Here is a 19,258-nt window from a genome sequence, read left to right on the forward strand (position 1 = left end):
GGAAGCTCATGGCTCAATTTGTATATAGCATGCTAAGAGTGGGCAAAATTGTCCCACCTAAAAAGCAGATTTTAAAAGACATCTCTTTAAGTTTTTTCCCTGGCGCGAAAATCGGCGTATTAGGTTTAAACGGTTCAGGTAAATCAACACTGCTGCGCATTATGGCTGGTCTTGATACTGAAATTGAAGGTGAAGCTCGCCCTATGCCTGGCCTTAAAATTGGTTACTTGCCACAGGAACCCAGGCTTAATGAAGCGCAAACCGTGCGCGAAGCGATTGAAGAAGCGGTCGGCGAAGCTAAGAATGCCATTAAACGCCTCGATGAAGTCTATGCTCTTTACGCTGAGCCAGATGCAGACTTTGACGCCCTAGCCAAAGAGCAAGGCGAGCTTGAAGCCATCATACAGGCCCAAGATGCTCACAATTTAGATCATATCCTAGACAGAGCCGCCGATGCGCTGCGTCTTCCTGAGTGGGATGCCAAAATCGGCGTGCTGTCTGGGGGTGAACGTCGCCGCGTGGCTCTTTGTCGCCTATTACTTGAAAAGCCTGAAATGCTATTGCTCGACGAACCAACCAACCACTTGGACGCCGAATCTGTGGCTTGGCTTGAGCATTTCTTGCAGGAATATTCCGGCACTGTGGTGGCCATTACCCACGATAGATACTTCCTCGACAACGCAGCTGGCTGGATTTTAGAGCTTGATCGCGGCGAAGGTATTCCATGGGAAGGTAACTACTCATCTTGGCTTGAACAAAAAGATGATCGCCTAAAACAAGAATCAGCCACTGAAAGCGCCCGTCAAAAGACCATCGCCAAGGAATTGGAATGGGTACGCCAAGGCGCTAAAGGCCGTCAATCTAAAGGCAAGGCCCGTATGGCGCGCTTTGAAGAATTGAACACCAACGATTATCAGAAACGCAACGAGACCAATGAGCTCTTCATTCCGCCAGGGCCACGTTTAGGTGACAAGGTAATTGAAATCACTAACCTAACCAAATCTTATGGCGATCGGGTATTAATTGATGATTTAACCTTCACAGTACCAAAAGGCGCCATCGTCGGCATTATCGGTGCTAACGGCGCGGGTAAATCGACCTTATTTAGAATGATTTCAGGCGATGAGCAGCCAGACAGCGGCAGCATCTCAGTGGGCGAGTCAGTACAAATTGCCTCGGTAGAACAGTTCCGCGACTCAATGAACGACAAAAACACCGTTTGGCAGGAAATCTCTGGCGGCCAAGACATAATGCGCATCAACAACATGGAAATCCCAAGCCGTGCCTATGTGGGCAGGTTTAACTTCCGTGGCGGCGATCAGCAAAAAATCATCGGCACCTTATCCGGTGGTGAGCGTAACCGCGTCCACTTAGCCAAGCTATTACAAGCAGGCGGCAACGTGCTGTTACTCGATGAACCCACCAACGACTTGGACGTTGAAACCTTGCGCGCACTGGAAGAAGCCTTACTTGAGTTCCCAGGGTGCGCTATGGTGATATCGCACGATCGTTGGTTCCTCGACCGTATCGCCACCCATATCTTAGATTATCGCGACGAAGGCAAAGTGAACTTCTATGAAGGCAATTTCACCGAGTACACCACTTGGCTGAAAAGCACTTATGGTGCTGATATTGTTGAGCCGCATCGCTTAAAATACAAGCGAATGACAAAATAAAATAACGTTATTAACAAAAGGGGCTTCGGCCCCTGTTTTATTATTGTTTAATATTTGTGAGATAAAACACAACGCGTTACGTCAATTTTTTGTCATTTATACTCAATCCTTGCCATAATCTGTTTGTAAACCCCTAACAAGTTAAGTATTATCACTTATTAATGGATTATTTTGTGCGTTGCTGATTTTTGTTAACAATTTCATTTTGCAGCGATTGTATAAGCTAATAGTTATTCAACGGAGATATCAGTGAGATACGGTTCAATTAGCCTTGCGTTATTGTGCTTATTTGCGAGCAACTCTTTTGCTGCATTAGAAGTCATCAACCCAGAAGAAGAAAGACGTCTAACTCAAATTGAAGATCAATTCGATATTGATGCGCTATTAATTTCAGTTAATAACAAATTTACCCAACATAATAAGAAAGCCTTCGATATCGAAGAGTTAGTTGAAAAAATTGAAAGTGAAAAACTATCGTATGATATGTTAATTACTGATTTACCTAAAAAAATTATTGCTAAAGATAATTTACCTCAAGTCTATAAGCAGATTGAATCAACAGTAAATAAGATTGATGAGCTTGAAACTCGCTCAGTTCAAGAGTCAGCAGCGTTAGAAGCTGAGAACACTGAAATTTTGGCAGAATACAACGCGATTAATAGTAAGCGTACTGAACAAAGTAAACAGTTATTTAAGCTAAAAACCGATATCACTAATCGCTTGATTGGCGATTTATCAAAATCAAGCAGCAGCCTACCGGTTAATATTAACGGTTCGACTGAGTGTTCTAAGTACCAGTCTATTACTGAATGTTTGAAAGAGTCTAAAAGCTTTATTCTAACTAACACTCGTAATGAGTCACCATTTTTGAACGATAAAAGTGTGCTGTTGTCGTACGAAGTAGTCGATGCCAACATGAACATGAATGGCAACTTAAACTATAAAGTCGCGATGAAATTTAAACCATCATATAACAACAAAATTGACCAGTTGCTCAATGAACGATTAGGCTTAAGCTCAGCCATGATCACTCTGGTTAGTAATGTGCCTGCCGATTGGTTTGTTAATGGTGTAAAAATTGGTACTGGTAAAGAACTCTTCCATGAAATTCCATTAGGTAAGCATGGTATTTTGGCTTCATACCAATCAAAAGATAAATCAAGTGTTGAGAATATTGAAGGCAACGGCGTATTTAATTACACCTTTGACTCATCAGGTTCAACCCTAAGAAAAACTAATAACACTGAATCTCCTCGGGTTGCCGCTGAATCGCCTAAAGGTGAGATCAAGCAAAAACCAAAAGCTAAATACACTTTAATGGCAGATCAAACAAGCATTAAAGAAACCAAAGAACCAGAAGCGAAAAAGTCACTGTCTGATCGAGGTTATGAGTATTTTATGGGTGTCACCCCCTCAAATAAAAAGCAAAATTTTGAATTTACCAATGAACCGGTAGAAAAATAATTTACTCTATATTAGCTTAACGCTTAACCAAGCCATGCCACAGTGCATGGCTTTTTTATTACGCTATTTTATCCACGTATCAAAATATCCCTTACCTGGGCAATACACTGACGACTTGCTGCACCAATCGTGATTATGGCTTGTCTTGGTGGCAGTTAGTTACTGTTGTGGCCAAACAATTAGAAGAGACGATTGAAAAACGTCAGGCAAAGCTTACATAATGCTTAAGTTTAATAGTGCTTGGCTTAATATGGTAGCATGCACTATTAATGCTTTATTAAACTCATGTATCAAAAGGTTGATTAATGTATAAAATTGCTGTGTTTGTTGATGTTCAAAATGTTTATTACACCTGTAAACAAGCTTTTGATCGCAGCTTTAACTACCGTGAGTTATACAAACAATTAGCTGACAGGGGCGAGATTACCCATGCAATTGCTTATGCAATTGCGCCAAATGATGATGGTCAGGTCAAGTTTCAAGATGCGCTAAAATACATCGGCTTTACGGTTAAAACAAAACCCTACATACAACGCAGTGATGGCTCAGCCAAAGGTGATTGGGATGTAGGGATTACCATTGATATGCTTGAACTGTCCGCCGACGTTAATGAAGTTATTTTACTGTCAGGGGACGGTGATTTTGACTTACTGATTAAAGCGATTAACCGAAAATATGACTGTTTAACCCATGTGATCAGTGTGCCACGGTTAACGGCAAAGTCGCTCACAGATCAATGTCAGCAGCATACCCCAATAGATTTTACACTGCTGCGATAATCGGCAAGTTATTCAAAGCTCTTTATTTAGCACTATGGCTGACTAAAGTAGGGTTGAGTAAATTATCGTGTACCGGACAGCGATGACATACTTCATCAAGAAATGCCTGTTTTTGTTGTTCATCTAAATCTGCATCAATCGTCGCAATTAAATCAATCTGCTTAAAGCCAATTGGGTCATCCGTTGGCTGTCCTGATAATCCTGCAGTATTTACCACAGCTTTAACTTGCATATCAAACTGACGAATATGGACTTTTTTATCACGCGCAACCATTTTGGCAATGGCAGAAATACATCCCGCAAGTGAAAATAAAAACGTTTCTAATGGGTTTGCCCCTTCATTACCCGCTGTGGGTTGATCTATGATCAATGTGTGCTCACGAATTTGGGCAGTCACTTTCCAACCTTCACCCATAGTGGTGTTTACTTCAATAATTTTGTCCGCCATAGAGCACCATCCATTTCAACAATATTAAATTTACATTAGAAAAATCTTATGGATTTAATTATACCTTTGATTTTTGCATAATGGCAATGGTTACTAAAAATACCATTATTCTATGTTTAATATATTCACTGAAAAGTTGTTCAAAATCCTCTACACTGCCATCGTTTCATTTCGACTTACACGCTAATAATGCACCGTTTTATACAAACGATAAAACAGTTAGGAAAATTATGAACAAACCTGCTAATCACAACTCGCTCATTTGGAGTGATACCGCTCACTTTGCCGTACAAATTTATTATGAAGACACTGATTTTTCAGGCGTGGTTTATCATCCTAATTTTTTAAAGTACTTTGAACGTGCCCGTGAACACGTTATTGGGGCGAGTGTATTGCAACAACTTTGGAATGAACAAGGTTTGGGTTTTGCTGTATATAAAAGCGATATGATTTGTCATGACGGGGTCGAATTTGCGGATATTATTGATGTTAGAACTCAATTTTGCTTTGAAAGTAAATATCGCACTATATGGAAGCAAGAGATATGGCGCCCTAATGCCAATAAAGCAGCGGTGACCGCTAATATTGAAATGGTTTGTATGAATAAAAACCGACAACTCGCACCGATGACATCTGACTTAATTGCCTTGCTTAATAAGACTATGCCTTAATACTATTAAGGCCTGTTTAATCGGTAATAGTTTTATTAAGGTTATCAGGGTAATGAGTCATATTAACGCTATATAACTTTAGCGAGTGACAATAAGTACCATCACTAATTATAAATAAGCCTGAAATTGGGATAGCTTTGGGTAAGCAAAGGCAAACTCAGTGGCATCACAAGGCTTAGAAAAGTAATCTCCTTGAATACGGTCAACACCAAACTCAGTTAACGTTTGTAAAATACTGAGCGTTTCAACGCCTTCAACTGTTACTTCAAATCCCAGTTCCTTAGCCAGCGCGATGGTCATTTTTACAATACTTTGCGCTTGTTTTTCATCTTGAAAACCTTCCAAAAACGCCTTATCTATTTTGACTTCATTGACCGGTAAATGGCGTAAATAAGCCAGCGAAGAATGACCTGTTCCAAAATCATCAATAGCCACTTTCATGCCTATTGCCTGTAAAGCCTCTACCGTACTGATTACGTGCTCAACAGATTCCATCAAGGTGCTTTCGGTTATTTCAATCATCAAGCATTCAGCCGGAACTAAATAACGTTGCAGTGTGGAGGTAATATTATTAACCAAGTGCTCATTGTGTAAATCTGCACTGGATAAATTAATCGCCACTTTGACATTAATCCCCTGCTCTCGCCACTTAGCCTGCTGAGATACCACTTGCTCTAATACCCAATCGCTGATCATTCCGATCATACCGGTTTTCTCAGCTAAAGGAATAAACTCATTGGGTGAAACATCGCCCAAACCTTCATGATGCCAACGAATAAGAGCCTCAACTTCAACACACTTACCGGCCTTAATATCTAACTTCGGCTGATAAACCATAAACAGTTTATTTTGCCGTAAATTTTTGGGCAAACTATTTATAATCAATAACTCACGATACTGTTTCTTATCGTCATCTTTATCGTAGTAAGCGATATGATTACGGTGCAGCTTAGATTTTTTTAACGCTAAATCTAATCGACGCAGCATAATGCTCACATCGCCATGATGTTCCGCTACAGCTAGTACCCCTAACTGAACTGTAACACTGATCGGTTGTTTTTCTATTTCGAATGGCTGTTGCAACAGCAGCTTTATTTCAATTAAATATTCATCGCTTACGCTATTGGGGAAAAATAACAAAAATTCGTTGCCATTCATCCGAGCAATAAACTGAGCTTTTTCCGGTAGACCCTCAACACGATGAGCAAAGGCCTTCAACAAAGAGTCACCAAAAACAAAACCGAATAAGTCGTTTACAAAGCGAAACTGTTTAATATCAATTAGCACAATCATGCCTTGTTTTATCGGCATACGACTCAGCATTTTGCGCTTAAAACCGACTCGATTTGATAAACCGGTGAGCTTGTCGCGTTCAACGTTAAAAGGAATGGATTTCTGTAAATTGGTTAACACAGTAATAAGTGGAGTGAACGCTTTGGGAGCAAGGCCAAAATCAACGGGAGAAATCATTTGTAGCTGGCGTTCTAACGTGTATGTCAGATGGCGTAAATATCGTTTTATACGCCAACAATAAATGCCACCAACAGCCAGGATAATGGCGAGTAAGGTAGCAAACATGAGCACACTAAATAGATATACTGTCTGAGTCATTAAATTGTTTTATTCACGTTATACCAGCACAAATAATTATTATCATCCGCAATTGTTAGTATTAATTATTCATAACTTTCTTTAATTGAATGATATAGATCAGTAAACACATCACTGCCTAAATCCTCTGGCGTTACCGGTAATCCTCGATCAGCGAAAACACTGAGACGCTGCTCTAACTCTTCACCCGCACGCAACTCTCCGGTATAAAAAGCGGCTGAGCGAATAAAGTCTAAATAGGTGACGCGCTCTGGCAAATAATGTAAATCAGCCCATCGTTCAACCACTTCAGTCACTTCAGGGGCAAAGTCCCAACTTTTCAATACAGCTCGACCTATAGGTCCTTGCATTTTACGTACTAAGCCGCGTAGCTGATCGATACTGGCAAATAACTCTGGGTGTAGTTCTGCTTCAGACAATATCGGTAATGCACCAATATTATGTACCAATCCCGCTAAGGTAAGGGTTTCGCGGTCTAATTTTTTACTTGGATTACGCTTATTATAAATCTCTAACATTGCACAAGCCGCTGCTGTCACTTCAATAGATGTTTTCCATACTTCATCCATGACTTCCCAGACCATTTCATTAGTCGAGATAAATAGCTGCTCCATTGCAACAGAAGTCGTAATTGATTTGATTTGAATTAAGCCGATACGGTTTACCGCTGCAGTTATATTCTCGGCTTTGTTGCCTCTTGAATATAATGCGCTATTAGCCACTTTAATGATCCGGGCAGAAATAGCCGCATCTTGGCCAATAATATCACCCACTTGTTTCAAACTAGAGTCAGCACGGGAAACCACTTCTTGAACTCTCATGGCCACTTCAGGCAATGTTGGAAGTACTAATGAGTCGTCTTTTAGTTTTTTTAATAAGCTGACTAGTAGTTGATGTTCAGTAGACATATTGTCTCCATCAAAAAAAGAAAATCGTTAAGAATAGAATTGTATACCGAATACAGGCTAATGTGCGAGTTAAGCTAATCAAAATCATTACAATGTTAAAACTTTACTAACAAAATTATATTACCACCTCAGCACAAGTTTAATATACATCTATATCACTGTTGGTAAGCTTAAAAGGAGAGTTACCTCACATAACAGAGGGCTATGTTTGCTCCACGGTTATATCTTAAGTACGATCCTGCCCCCGCGATTGGTGCGTTTTTAAAGCTAGATTGAGAGTAATTATGTTTAAACCAGAGCTATTGTCTCCTGCCGGTACCCTTAAAAATATGCGTTATGCCTTTGCTTATGGTGCAGACGCTGTATACGCTGGCCAGCCTCGCTATAGTTTACGGGTTAGAAATAATGACTTTAAGATGGAAAACCTAGCCTGTGGTATTCAAGAGGCACATTCTTTAGGTAAAAAACTTTATGTTGTGAGTAACATTGCGCCCCACAATGCCAAATTAAAAACCTATCTAAAAGATATGGAACCTGTGGTTGCGATGAAGCCCGATGCGCTGATCATGTCTGACCCCGGACTAATCATGATGGTACGTGAAGCATTTCCTGAACAAGTGGTTCACCTTTCAGTACAAGCTAATGCGATTAACTGGGCATCGGTTAAATTTTGGCAACAACAAGGCATTAAACGAGTCATTTTATCCCGAGAATTGTCACTTGATGAAATAGAAGAAATTCGTCAACGTTGCCCTGATATTGAGCTTGAAGTGTTTGTTCACGGTGCATTATGTATGGCTTATTCTGGTCGCTGTTTATTATCTGGTTATATTAATAAGCGCGATCCGAATCAAGGTACTTGCACTAATAGTTGCCGCTGGAAGTATGATGCCCATGAAGCCAAGCAAGATGACAATGGTGACATCATAGCACTGCAATCAAGCCCTTCAATTTATAATCCAAGGGATGCACAAATTACAGTACCTACCTTAGGTGCAGGTGCACCTACCGATAAAATGTTCTTACTCGAAGAGCCCGGTCGTCCAGGTGAACTCATGCCTGCCTTTGAAGATGAACACGGCACCTATATTATGAATTCAAAAGACTTGCGTGCGATTCAGCATGTCGACCGATTGACTAAAATGGGCATTAACTCATTAAAAATTGAAGGTCGAACTAAGTCTTTCTATTATGTGGCTCGCACTGCACAGTTATACCGTCAGGCAATTGAAGATGCCGCTGCGGGTAAGGACTTTAACCGAACACTTATGCATAATTTAGAAGGCTTAGCTCATCGAGGCTATACTGAAGGCTTCCTTCGCCGCCATGTGCATGACGAATACCAAAATTATGAACATGGTTATTCTGTTAGTGACACTCAACAATTTGTGGGCGAGTTTACCGGTAAACGAAATGCCGATGGCCTGGCCGAAATTGATGTTAAAAATAAGTTCTCCGTTGGTGATAGTGTAGAAATTATGACACCACAGGGTAATATGAACCTAACCATTAACCATCTTGTTAACCGTAAGGGTGAACAAGTTGAAGCTGGGTTAGGTTCTGGGCACTTTGTATTCCTAAAACTACCACCAGAAGTCAGTACTGATAAAGCAATTTTAATGCGTAACTTGCCACAAGGTCAGGATACTCGTAATCCTCATCAACAAGGTTAAACTATTATAAGGTTAAACTATGGCTCTACTCATCGACGATAGCTGTATTAACTGCGACATGTGTGAACCTGAATGCCCAAATTCAGCTATTACTATGGGCGAAGAAGTCTATGAAATCGATCCTGAACTGTGCACCGAATGCGTAGGTCATTATGATAAACCGACTTGTATTTCTGTGTGTCCTATTGATTGTATCGCCATTGATCCAGACTATAAGGAGTCTCAAGATGAGCTCCTTATTAAATATGCCGAACTTACAGGGCCACACGCAAATTAATCGCTACAAAAGCCTATTTAAGTCAATAGACTAGACTTCAACTAAACGCCTAAATACTCAATAGCTGAAGGTAGAGATTGGCTTAATTACTGAAACAAACAGAATTATCAGGCATTTTTTCGATCTCTTTTTGGCTACTTTGAATATTGCTATCAGCCGGTTGCAGTCTAAGTGCTTTTTCAATCATTTCCATTGCTCGCGGTTTACAGCCTGACAAAGACAAACTATAGGCATAGTTATTTAAATAGGCAGCCTGTTGCTCAGAGTGTTGTTCAGCCAGTTGCTCAGTATAAATGAGTCCCTGCTTATACCAAAAATCAGCCTTGACGTTATCAATGGCTAAATAATAGTTTCCGAGTAAAAAGTAGCTTAGCCAGTAATCTGGCCATTGTCGGGTGGCATTTTCTAAAGCTTCAATCGCGTAAGTGCTTTTACCAATACTAAATAGATCTTGAGCTGCACTGGCATAAACGAACGGATCAAAATGTAAACTTGCGGTATCAGTTGGCACTGCCGCCAGCAACCAATACTGGCCTCGCTTCCAGGTTTGTTCAAATACTTTAAATTCGGCTATTCGGTCTTTATTGGTACCTGAATGCAAGACCACATGCTGCTTATCTAGGTCATAGCCTGTAACCACTGCGTAGTGCCACATGGGATACCATGCTGTGGATAAATTTTGTAATACAATAACTGGAATATTTTCACTCACCAAAGAAAGTAGTTGTGTCAGACTACCAGACTCAGCATAAGCAAGCAGCCCCTGTTGACGTGTTGCAGCAACCATTTCAATTTGTAAACTGCCCTCTAAATCTGGAATAAAAAGTGCTGGTGCAATTTGCTGTGGCGTTTTAGTCACTCCATAAAAATTAAATACTTCCGATAGCGTCGTGGGACCGCAAAAATAATCCTCTTGAGGATAAAAAGGCACGTCGGCTATTTGATATTTAAGAGGGATATTAGGGGGATTTGCTAACAATTGCGATGTTTGAGGTGTAACCGATGAACAGCCACTCATAAATAAACAAAAGCCAATCAACAGAATGGCTTTTTTGAATATGCTATATTTCAAAATACAAGTAGCACTGATATTTGAAGAATCGATTTAGTTTATTGGCCGAATGAAGGAAAATACGTCGGTAACACCCACCAAATCGAGTACCACTAATACCACTAATACAGTGACGACCACCCCAACGATGCCACCTGCTGCTGCAGGCATATCATTCATTTGGGTATTCAATTGATTTAATTCCTGGTCCGTCATACTGGCGATACGGATTTCTGCATCTTCAATACTAACACCAAGAGCCACCAGTTTATCTTGAACTTCAACGTTGTTAAGCATTTCAATAACTTGTTGCTTATTATAAATACTTTGTTGCTGGACTATAACCTGTTCTGAGGAAATAACACCTGCATAAGTACTAGTAATACACACTAAATAAGTTAATATTACTGAGGCAACGACTAGAATTTTTCTCATTATATTTCCTTTAGTTGAACGAATTTATATACCTAGTAAAGAGTAAAGTGAATACTAAGTAATAACAAGCTGTATCGAGCTTAGGCACAGAATTGTAGTGGCCAATCTAAAACGCACCAACACTTTAATATCAATATTTTATCTAACATTACAGCCTTACTGTGCAATATTTTACATTCAAGCACACTGATAATAGTCTACGATCTACATCCCTTGAGTAAAACCTTGATGTTTTGCGTCGGAAAATCAAAGTCCGTTAGCCCTTCTTTGGCTTATTTTTATACCGTGACTATTGCCTATCTAACACACCATTAATTTAAGTTCTTATCAGAAATAGCTATTACAGGCTTCAGTAAAATGCCTATACTTATTTAATAACACAGAAAAGCTGTGATCAAAACGAATTCAGATTCTGGGCCTGACTTAAATTAAGCAATTTTCACTATAGCAGCTTTGGCCTGCAACGTTTCTAAACTGAATAATAACTTGCCAATTGCTACGCCTATGGGTTTAGGTAAGGTATCGAGTTCTATAGACAAAAGCAGATTTTTAGCCTCTAAACCCAGCTCAGTATCCCCTTCAATCAATAGTTTACGTTGAAAAAAAAGGCTATCGGGATCTTCTTTACCTGAGGCAATTAACAGCAGTTCAGGCATATTTCCGCTGAAGGTCACATCTGTTTGGTTTAATTCTCTCACGACCACCTTAGGCTGGATTACTTGGCTTATGCTTATCGCAAAATCTAGACCAATATCAAGCACTTTTATACCAAGCCATTTACCTGCAATAAAATCCATCTCACCTGCTGAAAGTTGTTTTTCGAGGGCTAAATTGATCAATTTAGTTATCACCTCCCGCTTGAAGCTCTTGGGTAAAATAGCTAAAGAATGACGCGTCATTACAGGTGCTGAAGTTAGTATTTTTTTAGATAGGGATTGCTGTAGTCCATTTAACATGAAGCTCTCCTACAGGGAATGGGTAATAATTCAAACCAGTTTACCCAGATTTTATGCTTAGAAACCTGTTCCAAATCAAACCTTGTTAACTCAATCGCTTTTACACTCAACGCCCTATCGACAATAACAACAAAACTGCGAGAAAGATCATGGAACTTTTATGTCCTGCGGGTAACCTTGCCGCCTTAAAAGCGGCATTTAATGCTGGCGCAGATGCCGTTTACCTTGGATTAAAAGATGACACCAATGCTCGATCATTTGCTGGACTTAATTTTTCAGCGGAGCAAATAAAACAAGCGAGTCAATTGGCTAAACAACAAAATAGAAAACTTTTCCTGACGCTAAACACCTTTGCAAAACCTGGGCATGAAGGACGTTGGAAACAAGCCATCGATCTCGCCGCGGATTTAAATCTGGATGCGGTAATTTGCGCCGATATTTCATTACTCGAATATGCCCATCACCATTACCCTGGTCTACCCTTGCATTTATCTGTGCAAGCCAGCGCGACCAATGTTGCCGCGCTTTCTTTTTACAAAAAGCAATTCAACATTGAACGTGCAGTTTTACCTCGAGTACTGTCCATGAAGCAAGTTAGAGAGTTAGCTAAGGTCAGCCCGGTTGATTTAGAAGTATTTGCCTTTGGCAGCCTTTGTATTATGGCCGAAGGTCGCTGCCAGTTATCCAGCTATGTGACAGGCCAGTCGCCCAATACCGGCGGTTCTTGCTCACCAGCTAGTCATGTTCGCTGGCAAGATTCTGGCACCGACAAATTAACCCGCTTAAATGAGGTGCTGATTGACAAAGCCAGTCAAGATGAACAATTAGGGTATCCGGTGGTGTGCAAGGGGCGTTACCAAATAGATAGCGAAATGACAGCTGAATATATGCTGGAGTCACCGACTAGCTTAAATACCATCGGCCTTATTCCTGAGCTTGCCAAAGCAGGTATTAGCTCACTTAAAATTGAAGGGCGTCAACGTAGCCCAGCTTATGTCACCCAAGTCACTCAAGTGTGGCGCCAGGCAATTGATGCCTACTTTCAATCACCAGAACTCTTTAACGAAAAACTTAAAAATCAACATCAATGGCATTCAGCACTCGATAAAGTGTCAGAAGGCCAAGTCACCACTTTGGGTGCATATGAACGCCAATGGCAATAGGGACTAATGACATGAAACTTTCTCTCGGGCCCCTGACATATTGCTGGAATAAAACCAGCATATTTGAGTATTACCAAGCGATTGCTGACACCAACATAGATACCGTTTATTTAGGCGAGGTCATTTGCAGTCGCCGTCGTGAAATGAAATATAAAGATTACCTTGAATTGGCTCATATGCTGGCGGCTAAAGGAAAAAAAGTGATTTTAACCACCATGACCTTAATTGAGTCGCACTCAGAAATTAATGAGCTTAAACGCATTATAGATAATGGTGAGTTTGTTATTGAAGCCAATGACATGGCGGCTGTTAACCTTGCTTCAGAAGCGAATATACCTTTTATCTGCGGCCCATCATTGAACCTCTATAATCGAGGTTGTCTTGATATCATGCAAAAATTAGGCATGACAAGATTTGTGATGCCCTACGAGCTGTCCCGAAAATGGCTCGAGCAAGTATTAGCACAAAATACAACACCATTCGAAACTGAAGTTTTAGGTTATGGCTACATGCCATTAGCACACTCTGCCCGTTGCTTTACTGCCAAGCATCATCAAAAACCTAAACTCGATTGCCAGATTGTTTGTCTGCAATATCCCAAAGGGCTATTGACCCAAACCCAAGAGTCACAACCTCTACTGAGATTAAACGGTATCCAAACTCAATCGGCAGCAAAGGTTAATCTCATTAATCAGATCCCTTCAATGTCTAAAATCGGCGTCGATTATTGGCGATTATCACCAACTGGACTGGAGGACATAGGATTAATTAATCAAATAGCATCCAGCCAGCACAGTGAATTGATAGCGATAACACCATCACATTCAGCGATAGAGTGTAATGGATACTGGTTTGGTGAAGCGGGGATGCAAATAAATCAAAGTACTAATGCACTATAACCTTTAAAAGCCACTATGTTTTAACAGATTTATTTAACCAAGGCAGCAGTGATAACACCCAACAAACCAATGTAATATCACTGCACCATTGAATGAATGCCTGCCACCAAAGCTCGGGGGTGGGAGATAACGTTGCAGATGCTGCGATAATATCCACGAAAGTCGTCACCTGAGTTGGAGTCGAAATAACATTTGCATAGGGGAGAATAAACGCACTGAAATTAAGTAGTAAGCAAATAGAAGCAAGCAGAGATGCAATCTTAACTCGCTGCCAGCCCATATCAATCGCATAAAGGATAAAAGTCGCACTAGCGACAGTTGAAAATATCATTAAGTAGCTTAGGCCATGAATATGTAAATGATAAACATTTAATGGAAATAGGCCTGTGATTGCCAAAGCAAGAAAACTAGCAGCGAAACTCAACCAAAAAGGATATTTCAGCCAACCTTTGGTCACTTGCAAAGCAAACAAGCAGGCTAATGCGATACTCAGGCTACCAAAAAATATTCCCCCATTCAAAAGCAGTGCAAATTCAGAATGACCATAATGCCCCAGTTCACTCACACTGCTTTGCAGTAGCAAGAAACCTGCAAATCTATCGCGCGAGATCTCTAAGGTGCTGGCGATCACCAAGCCTAACAGTAGCCCAAAACATCCTAATAAATTAAAACGTACAGCCAACTGGACAATTTTGTGTTGATTTGTCATAACACCATTTACTGTTAAACGCATGCACATGCAGTTTAAATGACATTGAATTATAAAACTGAGTGCTAAACAGCAAAACTATTGTTTAATTATCGCGCTTTTAGATAAAAACTCTATAATTTAGTAGTATTTTTATTGGCATATTGGCGTTACAGATGTGTGAATATGTACCTACAGAGTCAATTTAAGACAACTCTGATACCTAAAACAGAATAAAAGTAAAAAAACACCAGACCTCATTAACAAGTGTAACCTTCTGATTACATTTATTTTAAGTACATAAAAGCTTTTTTAAGATACAATATAAATAATCAAAAATAAGTGCTAACTATTCGTTTAATTGAATCATTTTACTTAAACTTGAATAGACGGTAACCTTGCGGCAAAAATAACTATCATAAATACTTTTAGCCATACTCTTATTGGCAGGACTTGGTAATTTATTGACTGCCTCAAGTAGGTAGATTTAAGGTATTAGACGTGAACCAACAGAAACCAATACATAATCTCAAGACAATATTAACTTTTATCATACCGTCTCTGATCGGTTTGTTACTTTTTATTGCCCCTATTAGCACAGACAACGGCTTAACCATACCTATTGCTATCGTTTCTAAAGCGTTACAGTCCGCAATGGGAAATACGATTCAACTGATTGTCACTGGTATTGTAATTTTTATGGCCTTTATTTCTGTTCTGGCCAGATTAATCAAACCTAAGTTTGTCAGACAAAGTCATTTTTTACATGCCTTGCTTAATGTGTCACTGTTTTGGTTACTAATGCGAGTACTAGGTGCCGTATTTATTGGCTTAACGTGCTTTGAAGTTGGCCCTGAAGCTATTATTTCAGGTAATACTGGTAGTCTAGTGTATAACGACTTACTGCCTGTGCTTTTTTCAGTATTTGTATTTGCAGGTATGCTATTACCCCTACTACTGAATTTTGGATTGCTTGAATTTTTTGGCACTATGCTAACAAAAGTTATGCGGCCAATATTTAACTTACCCGGACGCAGTGCCGTTGATTGTATCGCCTCTTGGTTAGGTGACGGTAGTGTCGGGATTTTAATGACGTCTAAGCAGTATGAAACACGCTTTTATACGCAACGAGAAGCAGCGGTTATTGGTACCACGTTTTCTGCAGTATCAATTACATTTAGCTTAGTGGTAATTTCACAGGTTAAATTAGAGCACTTATTTGTACCATTTTACCTGACTGTCTGTTTAGCTGGCATAGTCGCTGCAATCATAGTGCCTAAGTTGCCCCCGCTTTCTTGGAAGAAAGATAACTATATCGATGACACTCCCCGCCACCCAGATGATGAGATGATCCCAAAAGGTCATGGAGTATTTTCTTGGGGTTACCATCAAGCATTAGAACGCGCATCACAAGTCACTAGTGTTAAACAAGTGATATTAGATGGGATTAAAAATGTCGTCGATATGATTTTTGGCATAATACCTGTGGTGATGGCCATTGGCACAATGGCGTTAATACTGGCAGAGTACACTCCCATATTTGATTATTTAGGCATGCCTTTCATCCCTTTATTGGAACTATTACAAATCCCCGATGCTGCCCTGGCCTCTAAAACGATTGTTGTCGGTTTTGCTGATATGTTTATTCCTTCAATTTTAGCCAGCTCAATTGAGTCGGACCTGACGCGTTTTGTGATTGCTGCTTTATCGGTGACCCAATTAATTTATATGAGCGAAGTCGGTGCTCTGCTTATTGGCAGTAAAATTCCAGTTAACTTTTTAGAACTGTTCGTCATCTTCATTTTACGTACAGTTGTGACCTTACCTATTATTGCGTTAATGGGACATATCATTCTGTCTTAAGTGATTACTCAGACTCAACTAATAAAAAAGCCGTCATCAGACGGCTTTTTTATTTTATAATCAGCTAACTTGAGGTTTATGTTTAGCGTTAAGCCTAAACAGCCCGCTTAGCGGCTTCAATTGCTCGACGTTTATCTCTGGCAATAGGTGTTATTTCTGCATCTAATTGTTTTTCCCAGCCAAACATAAAATACAGTTCAGCCATTAAAAAAAATGGCCCAATAAGTAACTGATTTAAATCATCCATAAAAGCAGGTTTAGCTTTTTCATATTTATGACCAATAAATTGAATCACCCAACCAATCACAAATATGGATATGGCTAATACAAAAGGATGGGCGGTATGTACTGCCATTTCAGAGGTAATTAACACAGGGACGATAAATAACGTTAGCCCTATAGCAAGCCTAACATGCAGCTTGAAGTAATAACCAAGCACAATCAACATCACTATCATTGCCGCACTGAATTCGAAGTCACCGTATTGAAAGCGTAATGTTCCAAACATTAAAAATGCTGACCAAATGATCATTGGCACTCCAAAAAAATGGGTTTTAATATTTTTCGGGTTCAAATGAACACTTTTATAGGTGGAAAGTTGTTCTACTGCTGATTTCATTTTGAGTCTCTATTTTGAGTTATTATCTTATTAATTTAACGTATGAAATCTAATTTGCAAAGCCATTAAAAAAGGCGCCAATGCGCCTTAATAATATGAAGGGTAAGATAAATCTAAAATGGATACCCAATCAACTCTCTAACACCACAGTTGCCACCGCATAATGTTGTTCATCAGCAATAGTAATAAAGCCATGACGCCCCTTTAATTGCTCAAGTCGTGCTTTTGCTCCCAGGGTAAAAGTGACGATGGGCGCACCATTGGCATCATTAGCAATGTGAATATGTTGAAATGACACCCCACGCCCAATGCCTGTTCCTAATGCTTTAGCGGCGGCTTCTTTTGCGGCAAAACGTTTTGCCAGAAATCGCTCTGGTATTTTTGATGCGGCATAAAGTGCAAATTCTGCATCTGTCAGCACACGCTTGGCCAATTTGTCACCAAGTCGATCACGTTGATCACGTATGCGCGCAATTTCAACAATATCAGTACCTATGCCGACAATCGCCATTACTCGCCTCTACGACCTTCAAGCATTAATTGCTTCATATCACGTACCGCTTTATCTAAACCATCAATGGCCGCACGCGCAATAACAGCATGGCCAATATTTAACTCATATAACTCTGGGATTGCAGCTATAGGTTTAACATTATGATAGTGCAAACCATGACCTGCATTAACGACTAAGCCTTTACTGTGCGCATAGGTAGCCATTTCTGCAATGCGTTTTAACTCTTGAGCTTGTGCTGCATCAGTATGTGCGTCTGCATAACAACCTGTGTGAATTTCAATATAAGGTGCACCAGATGCGACAGCTGCATCTATTTGAGCTTTATCGGCATCGATGAATAATGACACTTTAATGCCTTCTGCAGCTAAACGAGTCACCGCTGCAGTAATTTTATCTAACTGGCCAGCCACATCTAAACCGCCTTCAGTGGTTAACTCTTCACGCTTTTCTGGCACTAAACAAGCGTAAGCAGGCTTGACTTCACAGGCGATAGCAATCATCTCTTCCGTGACCGCAAATTCAAAGTTCATCCGTGTTTTAAGGGTCTTTGCTAATAAGTAAACATCACGGTCTTGAATGTGGCGACGGTCTTCACGTAAATGAATCGTTATACCATCGGCACCGGCATGCTCAGCAACTGCAGCAGCATGAACAGGATCAGGATAATGGGTGCCACGAGCCTGACGTAGGGTGGCGATATGATCGATATTAATACCTAAAAAAATGGCGCTCACGGTAGGTTCCTTATCATGATGATAATAAAATTATTGTCTGGCTATTGTACTGATAATGGTGAGTTAATTCGAGATTATTATCCGCATTATTGTACTCGCTAGGGCTTAACGAATAATTGACGACTCAACAATGGTTTATTGCCTAATAGTGGCGTGAGTAAAAAACGCATCAAACCTTTGGCACTATTGAGGTGCTCTGCTGATAACTGCTCATTTTGCAGCTCAATTAACATAGCACCCGGCACTACACTTCGACTGTGATTAAATGTACCTGCACTATGTTGTAGCACTGGAATAAAACCACAATCAGTTTCTAATCGATACGCACTAGTCGCTTCAATTGTATTACCGTCAACATCATATTGCAGCGAAGGTAATGCACCGAGCTCAAGCAATAGTGCTTTTTCAAAAAAACGTAAATGGCTGGAGCAAAATGACTCGGCTAGGGATATTAAACTGCGATGATAAGCTATAAATAAGGGTTCGGCCTGATGCTCAACGGTTAACAGACGCACCAATAATTCATTCAAATAAAAGCCTGAATATAGACTATTACCACTGAGCGGAATAGCAGGTGCGGCGGCTTCAATGTGAGTCACGGTTTTTAAAGAAAGATTTTTAGCTTCTGATTGGGCACTAAATTGAATAATAAGTGGCTGAAACGGTTGCAGTATTGATTTAATTGAACGTTTACCACTGCCAGTACGGGCAATGGCATCAACACGTCCGACACCGTCAATCAGTAAGTTAACAATAACACTGGACTCGCGATAAGCCCTGTGATGTAGCACATAGCCACGTTTCATCGTGGCCATGTTCGTATGTTTAG

The 19,258-nt window shown here is 40.2% G+C and carries 20 protein-coding genes; 9 read left to right on the forward strand and 11 right to left on the reverse strand.

The genetic code is table 11. The features are described from left to right. Positions 1 to 8 precede the first annotated feature (8 nt). The 3 genes from ettA to ACRWQL_RS05205 all read left to right on the forward strand — a co-directional run bounded on the left by ettA (position 9) and on the right by ACRWQL_RS05205 (position 3,919). Entirely contained in the window at positions 9 to 1,676 is a 1,668-nt protein-coding gene (gene ettA / locus ACRWQL_RS05195) for an energy-dependent translational throttle protein EttA (protein WP_434952661.1), read from the forward strand. Between the two features lie 249 nt (positions 1,677 to 1,925). After that, positions 1,926 to 3,140: a hypothetical protein gene (locus ACRWQL_RS05200; RefSeq protein ID WP_434952662.1), complete on the forward strand. Its 1,215-nt coding sequence runs from the start codon at positions 1,926 to 1,928 to the stop codon at positions 3,138 to 3,140. A gap of 305 nt (positions 3,141 to 3,445) precedes the next feature. Then, positions 3,446 to 3,919, forward strand: a complete 474-nt coding sequence (locus ACRWQL_RS05205; RefSeq protein ID WP_226410678.1) for an NYN domain-containing protein — start codon at positions 3,446 to 3,448, stop codon at positions 3,917 to 3,919. Between the two features lie 22 nt (positions 3,920 to 3,941). Here ACRWQL_RS05205 and ACRWQL_RS05210 read toward each other — a convergent pair whose 3' ends face one another. Continuing rightward, a complete protein-coding gene (locus tag ACRWQL_RS05210; protein WP_434930262.1) occupies positions 3,942 to 4,367 on the reverse strand; it encodes an OsmC family protein in 426 nt (141 codons plus the stop codon). Between the two features lie 230 nt (positions 4,368 to 4,597). Here ACRWQL_RS05210 and ACRWQL_RS05215 point away from each other — a divergent pair, with 230 nt between their 5' ends. Beyond that, positions 4,598 to 5,038 (forward strand): thioesterase family protein, encoded by a 441-nt coding sequence (locus ACRWQL_RS05215; protein WP_434928582.1) that lies wholly within the window; start codon positions 4,598 to 4,600, stop codon positions 5,036 to 5,038. Between the two features lie 108 nt (positions 5,039 to 5,146). Here ACRWQL_RS05215 and ACRWQL_RS05220 read toward each other — a convergent pair whose 3' ends face one another. Together ACRWQL_RS05220 and ACRWQL_RS05225 are read right to left on the reverse strand one after the other, a co-directional pair. Then, positions 5,147 to 6,649, reverse strand: a complete 1,503-nt coding sequence (locus tag ACRWQL_RS05220; protein WP_434952663.1) for a putative bifunctional diguanylate cyclase/phosphodiesterase — start codon at positions 6,647 to 6,649, stop codon at positions 5,147 to 5,149. Between the two features lie 65 nt (positions 6,650 to 6,714). After that, positions 6,715 to 7,557 carry an HDOD domain-containing protein gene (locus ACRWQL_RS05225; RefSeq protein ID WP_434928580.1) on the reverse strand — a complete coding sequence of 281 codons (843 nt, stop codon included), beginning with the start codon at positions 7,555 to 7,557 and terminating at the stop codon, positions 6,715 to 6,717. Between the two features lie 284 nt (positions 7,558 to 7,841). On the opposite strand from ACRWQL_RS05225, the gene yegQ reads away from it, so the two are divergent. Beyond that, positions 7,842 to 9,230, forward strand: a complete 1,389-nt coding sequence (gene yegQ / locus ACRWQL_RS05230; RefSeq protein ID WP_434928579.1) for a tRNA 5-hydroxyuridine modification protein YegQ — start codon at positions 7,842 to 7,844, stop codon at positions 9,228 to 9,230. Positions 9,231 to 9,249: 19 nt separating this feature from the next. Continuing rightward, a complete protein-coding gene (locus ACRWQL_RS05235) occupies positions 9,250 to 9,507 on the forward strand; it encodes a YfhL family 4Fe-4S dicluster ferredoxin (RefSeq protein ID WP_434952664.1) in 258 nt (85 codons plus the stop codon). An 82-nt stretch (positions 9,508 to 9,589) separates the two neighbouring features. Here ACRWQL_RS05235 and ACRWQL_RS05240 read toward each other — a convergent pair whose 3' ends face one another. From ACRWQL_RS05240 to ubiT, 3 genes are all read right to left on the reverse strand, one after another. Next, positions 9,590 to 10,525 carry a PA2778 family cysteine peptidase gene (locus tag ACRWQL_RS05240; RefSeq protein ID WP_434952665.1) on the reverse strand — a complete coding sequence of 312 codons (936 nt, stop codon included), beginning with the start codon at positions 10,523 to 10,525 and terminating at the stop codon, positions 9,590 to 9,592. An 87-nt stretch (positions 10,526 to 10,612) separates the two neighbouring features. Then, positions 10,613 to 10,993 (reverse strand): PA2779 family protein, encoded by a 381-nt coding sequence (locus ACRWQL_RS05245; RefSeq protein WP_434928577.1) that lies wholly within the window; start codon positions 10,991 to 10,993, stop codon positions 10,613 to 10,615. Between the two features lie 428 nt (positions 10,994 to 11,421). Beyond that, on the reverse strand, positions 11,422 to 11,949 hold the full coding sequence (gene ubiT / locus ACRWQL_RS05250) for a ubiquinone anaerobic biosynthesis accessory factor UbiT (protein ID WP_434952666.1): 528 nt from the start codon (positions 11,947 to 11,949) through the stop codon (positions 11,422 to 11,424). Positions 11,950 to 12,098: 149 nt separating this feature from the next. Between ubiT and ubiU the strand changes: the two genes are divergently transcribed. Then, positions 12,099 to 13,112 carry a ubiquinone anaerobic biosynthesis protein UbiU gene (gene ubiU / locus ACRWQL_RS05255; protein ID WP_434952667.1) on the forward strand — a complete coding sequence of 338 codons (1,014 nt, stop codon included), beginning with the start codon at positions 12,099 to 12,101 and terminating at the stop codon, positions 13,110 to 13,112. 11 nt (positions 13,113 to 13,123) lie between these two features. After that, the gene (locus ACRWQL_RS05260) at positions 13,124 to 14,011 is read left to right on the forward strand and encodes a U32 family peptidase (RefSeq protein ID WP_434952668.1); all 888 of its coding nucleotides are present in this window, start codon (positions 13,124 to 13,126) and stop codon (positions 14,009 to 14,011) included. A 13-nt stretch (positions 14,012 to 14,024) separates the two neighbouring features. Here the strand turns inward: ACRWQL_RS05260 and ACRWQL_RS05265 are convergent, their stop codons facing one another. Beyond that, complete coding sequence (locus ACRWQL_RS05265) at positions 14,025 to 14,720, reverse strand: hypothetical protein (RefSeq protein ID WP_434952669.1); 696 nt, start codon at positions 14,718 to 14,720, stop codon at positions 14,025 to 14,027. A 480-nt stretch (positions 14,721 to 15,200) separates the two neighbouring features. On the opposite strand from ACRWQL_RS05265, the gene ACRWQL_RS05270 reads away from it, so the two are divergent. After that, positions 15,201 to 16,562 (forward strand): YjiH family protein, encoded by a 1,362-nt coding sequence (locus tag ACRWQL_RS05270; protein ID WP_434952670.1) that lies wholly within the window; start codon positions 15,201 to 15,203, stop codon positions 16,560 to 16,562. 94 nt (positions 16,563 to 16,656) lie between these two features. Here the strand turns inward: ACRWQL_RS05270 and ACRWQL_RS05275 are convergent, their stop codons facing one another. From ACRWQL_RS05275 to recO, 4 genes are all read right to left on the reverse strand, one after another. Beyond that, positions 16,657 to 17,181 carry a DUF962 domain-containing protein gene (locus tag ACRWQL_RS05275; RefSeq protein WP_434940283.1) on the reverse strand — a complete coding sequence of 175 codons (525 nt, stop codon included), beginning with the start codon at positions 17,179 to 17,181 and terminating at the stop codon, positions 16,657 to 16,659. 130 nt (positions 17,182 to 17,311) lie between these two features. Further along, on the reverse strand, positions 17,312 to 17,692 hold the full coding sequence (gene acpS, locus ACRWQL_RS05280) for a holo-ACP synthase (RefSeq protein ID WP_434952671.1): 381 nt from the start codon (positions 17,690 to 17,692) through the stop codon (positions 17,312 to 17,314). Next, positions 17,692 to 18,429, reverse strand: a complete 738-nt coding sequence (pdxJ, locus tag ACRWQL_RS05285) for a pyridoxine 5'-phosphate synthase (protein ID WP_434952672.1) — start codon at positions 18,427 to 18,429, stop codon at positions 17,692 to 17,694. Before pdxJ ends, acpS begins: the two co-directional genes overlap by 1 nt. Positions 18,430 to 18,527: 98 nt before the next feature. Then, positions 18,528 to 19,235 (reverse strand): DNA repair protein RecO, encoded by a 708-nt coding sequence (gene recO, locus ACRWQL_RS05290; protein WP_434953338.1) that lies wholly within the window; start codon positions 19,233 to 19,235, stop codon positions 18,528 to 18,530. Positions 19,236 to 19,258: the final 23 nt, after the last annotated feature.

Source organism: Shewanella sp. HL-SH4, from assembly GCF_051164845.1.
Taxonomy (GTDB): domain Bacteria; phylum Pseudomonadota; class Gammaproteobacteria; order Enterobacterales; family Shewanellaceae; genus Shewanella; species Shewanella glacialimarina.

What these genes read in the sequence shown, in the direction of transcription:
- ettA (WP_434952661.1), top strand. Translation starts at nt 9, where the DNA reads ATGGCTCAATTTGTATATAGCATGCTAAGAGTGGGCAAAATTGTCCCA.
- ACRWQL_RS05205 (WP_226410678.1), top strand. Translation starts at nt 3,446, where the DNA reads ATGTATAAAATTGCTGTGTTTGTTGATGTTCAAAATGTTTATTACACC.
- ACRWQL_RS05210 (WP_434930262.1), bottom strand. Translation starts at nt 4,367, where the DNA reads ATGGCGGACAAAATTATTGAAGTAAACACCACTATGGGTGAAGGTTGG.
- ACRWQL_RS05215 (WP_434928582.1), top strand. Translation starts at nt 4,598, where the DNA reads ATGAACAAACCTGCTAATCACAACTCGCTCATTTGGAGTGATACCGCT.
- ACRWQL_RS05220 (WP_434952663.1), bottom strand. Translation starts at nt 6,649, where the DNA reads ATGACTCAGACAGTATATCTATTTAGTGTGCTCATGTTTGCTACCTTA.
- ACRWQL_RS05225 (WP_434928580.1), bottom strand. Translation starts at nt 7,557, where the DNA reads ATGTCTACTGAACATCAACTACTAGTCAGCTTATTAAAAAAACTAAAA.
- yegQ (WP_434928579.1), top strand. Translation starts at nt 7,842, where the DNA reads ATGTTTAAACCAGAGCTATTGTCTCCTGCCGGTACCCTTAAAAATATG.
- ACRWQL_RS05235 (WP_434952664.1), top strand. Translation starts at nt 9,250, where the DNA reads ATGGCTCTACTCATCGACGATAGCTGTATTAACTGCGACATGTGTGAA.
- ACRWQL_RS05240 (WP_434952665.1), bottom strand. Translation starts at nt 10,525, where the DNA reads ATGAGTGGCTGTTCATCGGTTACACCTCAAACATCGCAATTGTTAGCA.
- ACRWQL_RS05245 (WP_434928577.1), bottom strand. Translation starts at nt 10,993, where the DNA reads ATGAGAAAAATTCTAGTCGTTGCCTCAGTAATATTAACTTATTTAGTG.
- ubiT (WP_434952666.1), bottom strand. Translation starts at nt 11,949, where the DNA reads ATGTTAAATGGACTACAGCAATCCCTATCTAAAAAAATACTAACTTCA.
- ubiU (WP_434952667.1), top strand. Translation starts at nt 12,099, where the DNA reads ATGGAACTTTTATGTCCTGCGGGTAACCTTGCCGCCTTAAAAGCGGCA.
- ACRWQL_RS05260 (WP_434952668.1), top strand. Translation starts at nt 13,124, where the DNA reads ATGAAACTTTCTCTCGGGCCCCTGACATATTGCTGGAATAAAACCAGC.
- ACRWQL_RS05265 (WP_434952669.1), bottom strand. Translation starts at nt 14,720, where the DNA reads ATGACAAATCAACACAAAATTGTCCAGTTGGCTGTACGTTTTAATTTA.
- ACRWQL_RS05275 (WP_434940283.1), bottom strand. Translation starts at nt 17,181, where the DNA reads ATGAAATCAGCAGTAGAACAACTTTCCACCTATAAAAGTGTTCATTTG.
- acpS (WP_434952671.1), bottom strand. Translation starts at nt 17,692, where the DNA reads ATGGCGATTGTCGGCATAGGTACTGATATTGTTGAAATTGCGCGCATA.
- recO (WP_434953338.1), bottom strand. Translation starts at nt 19,235, where the DNA reads ATGAAACGTGGCTATGTGCTACATCACAGGGCTTATCGCGAGTCCAGT.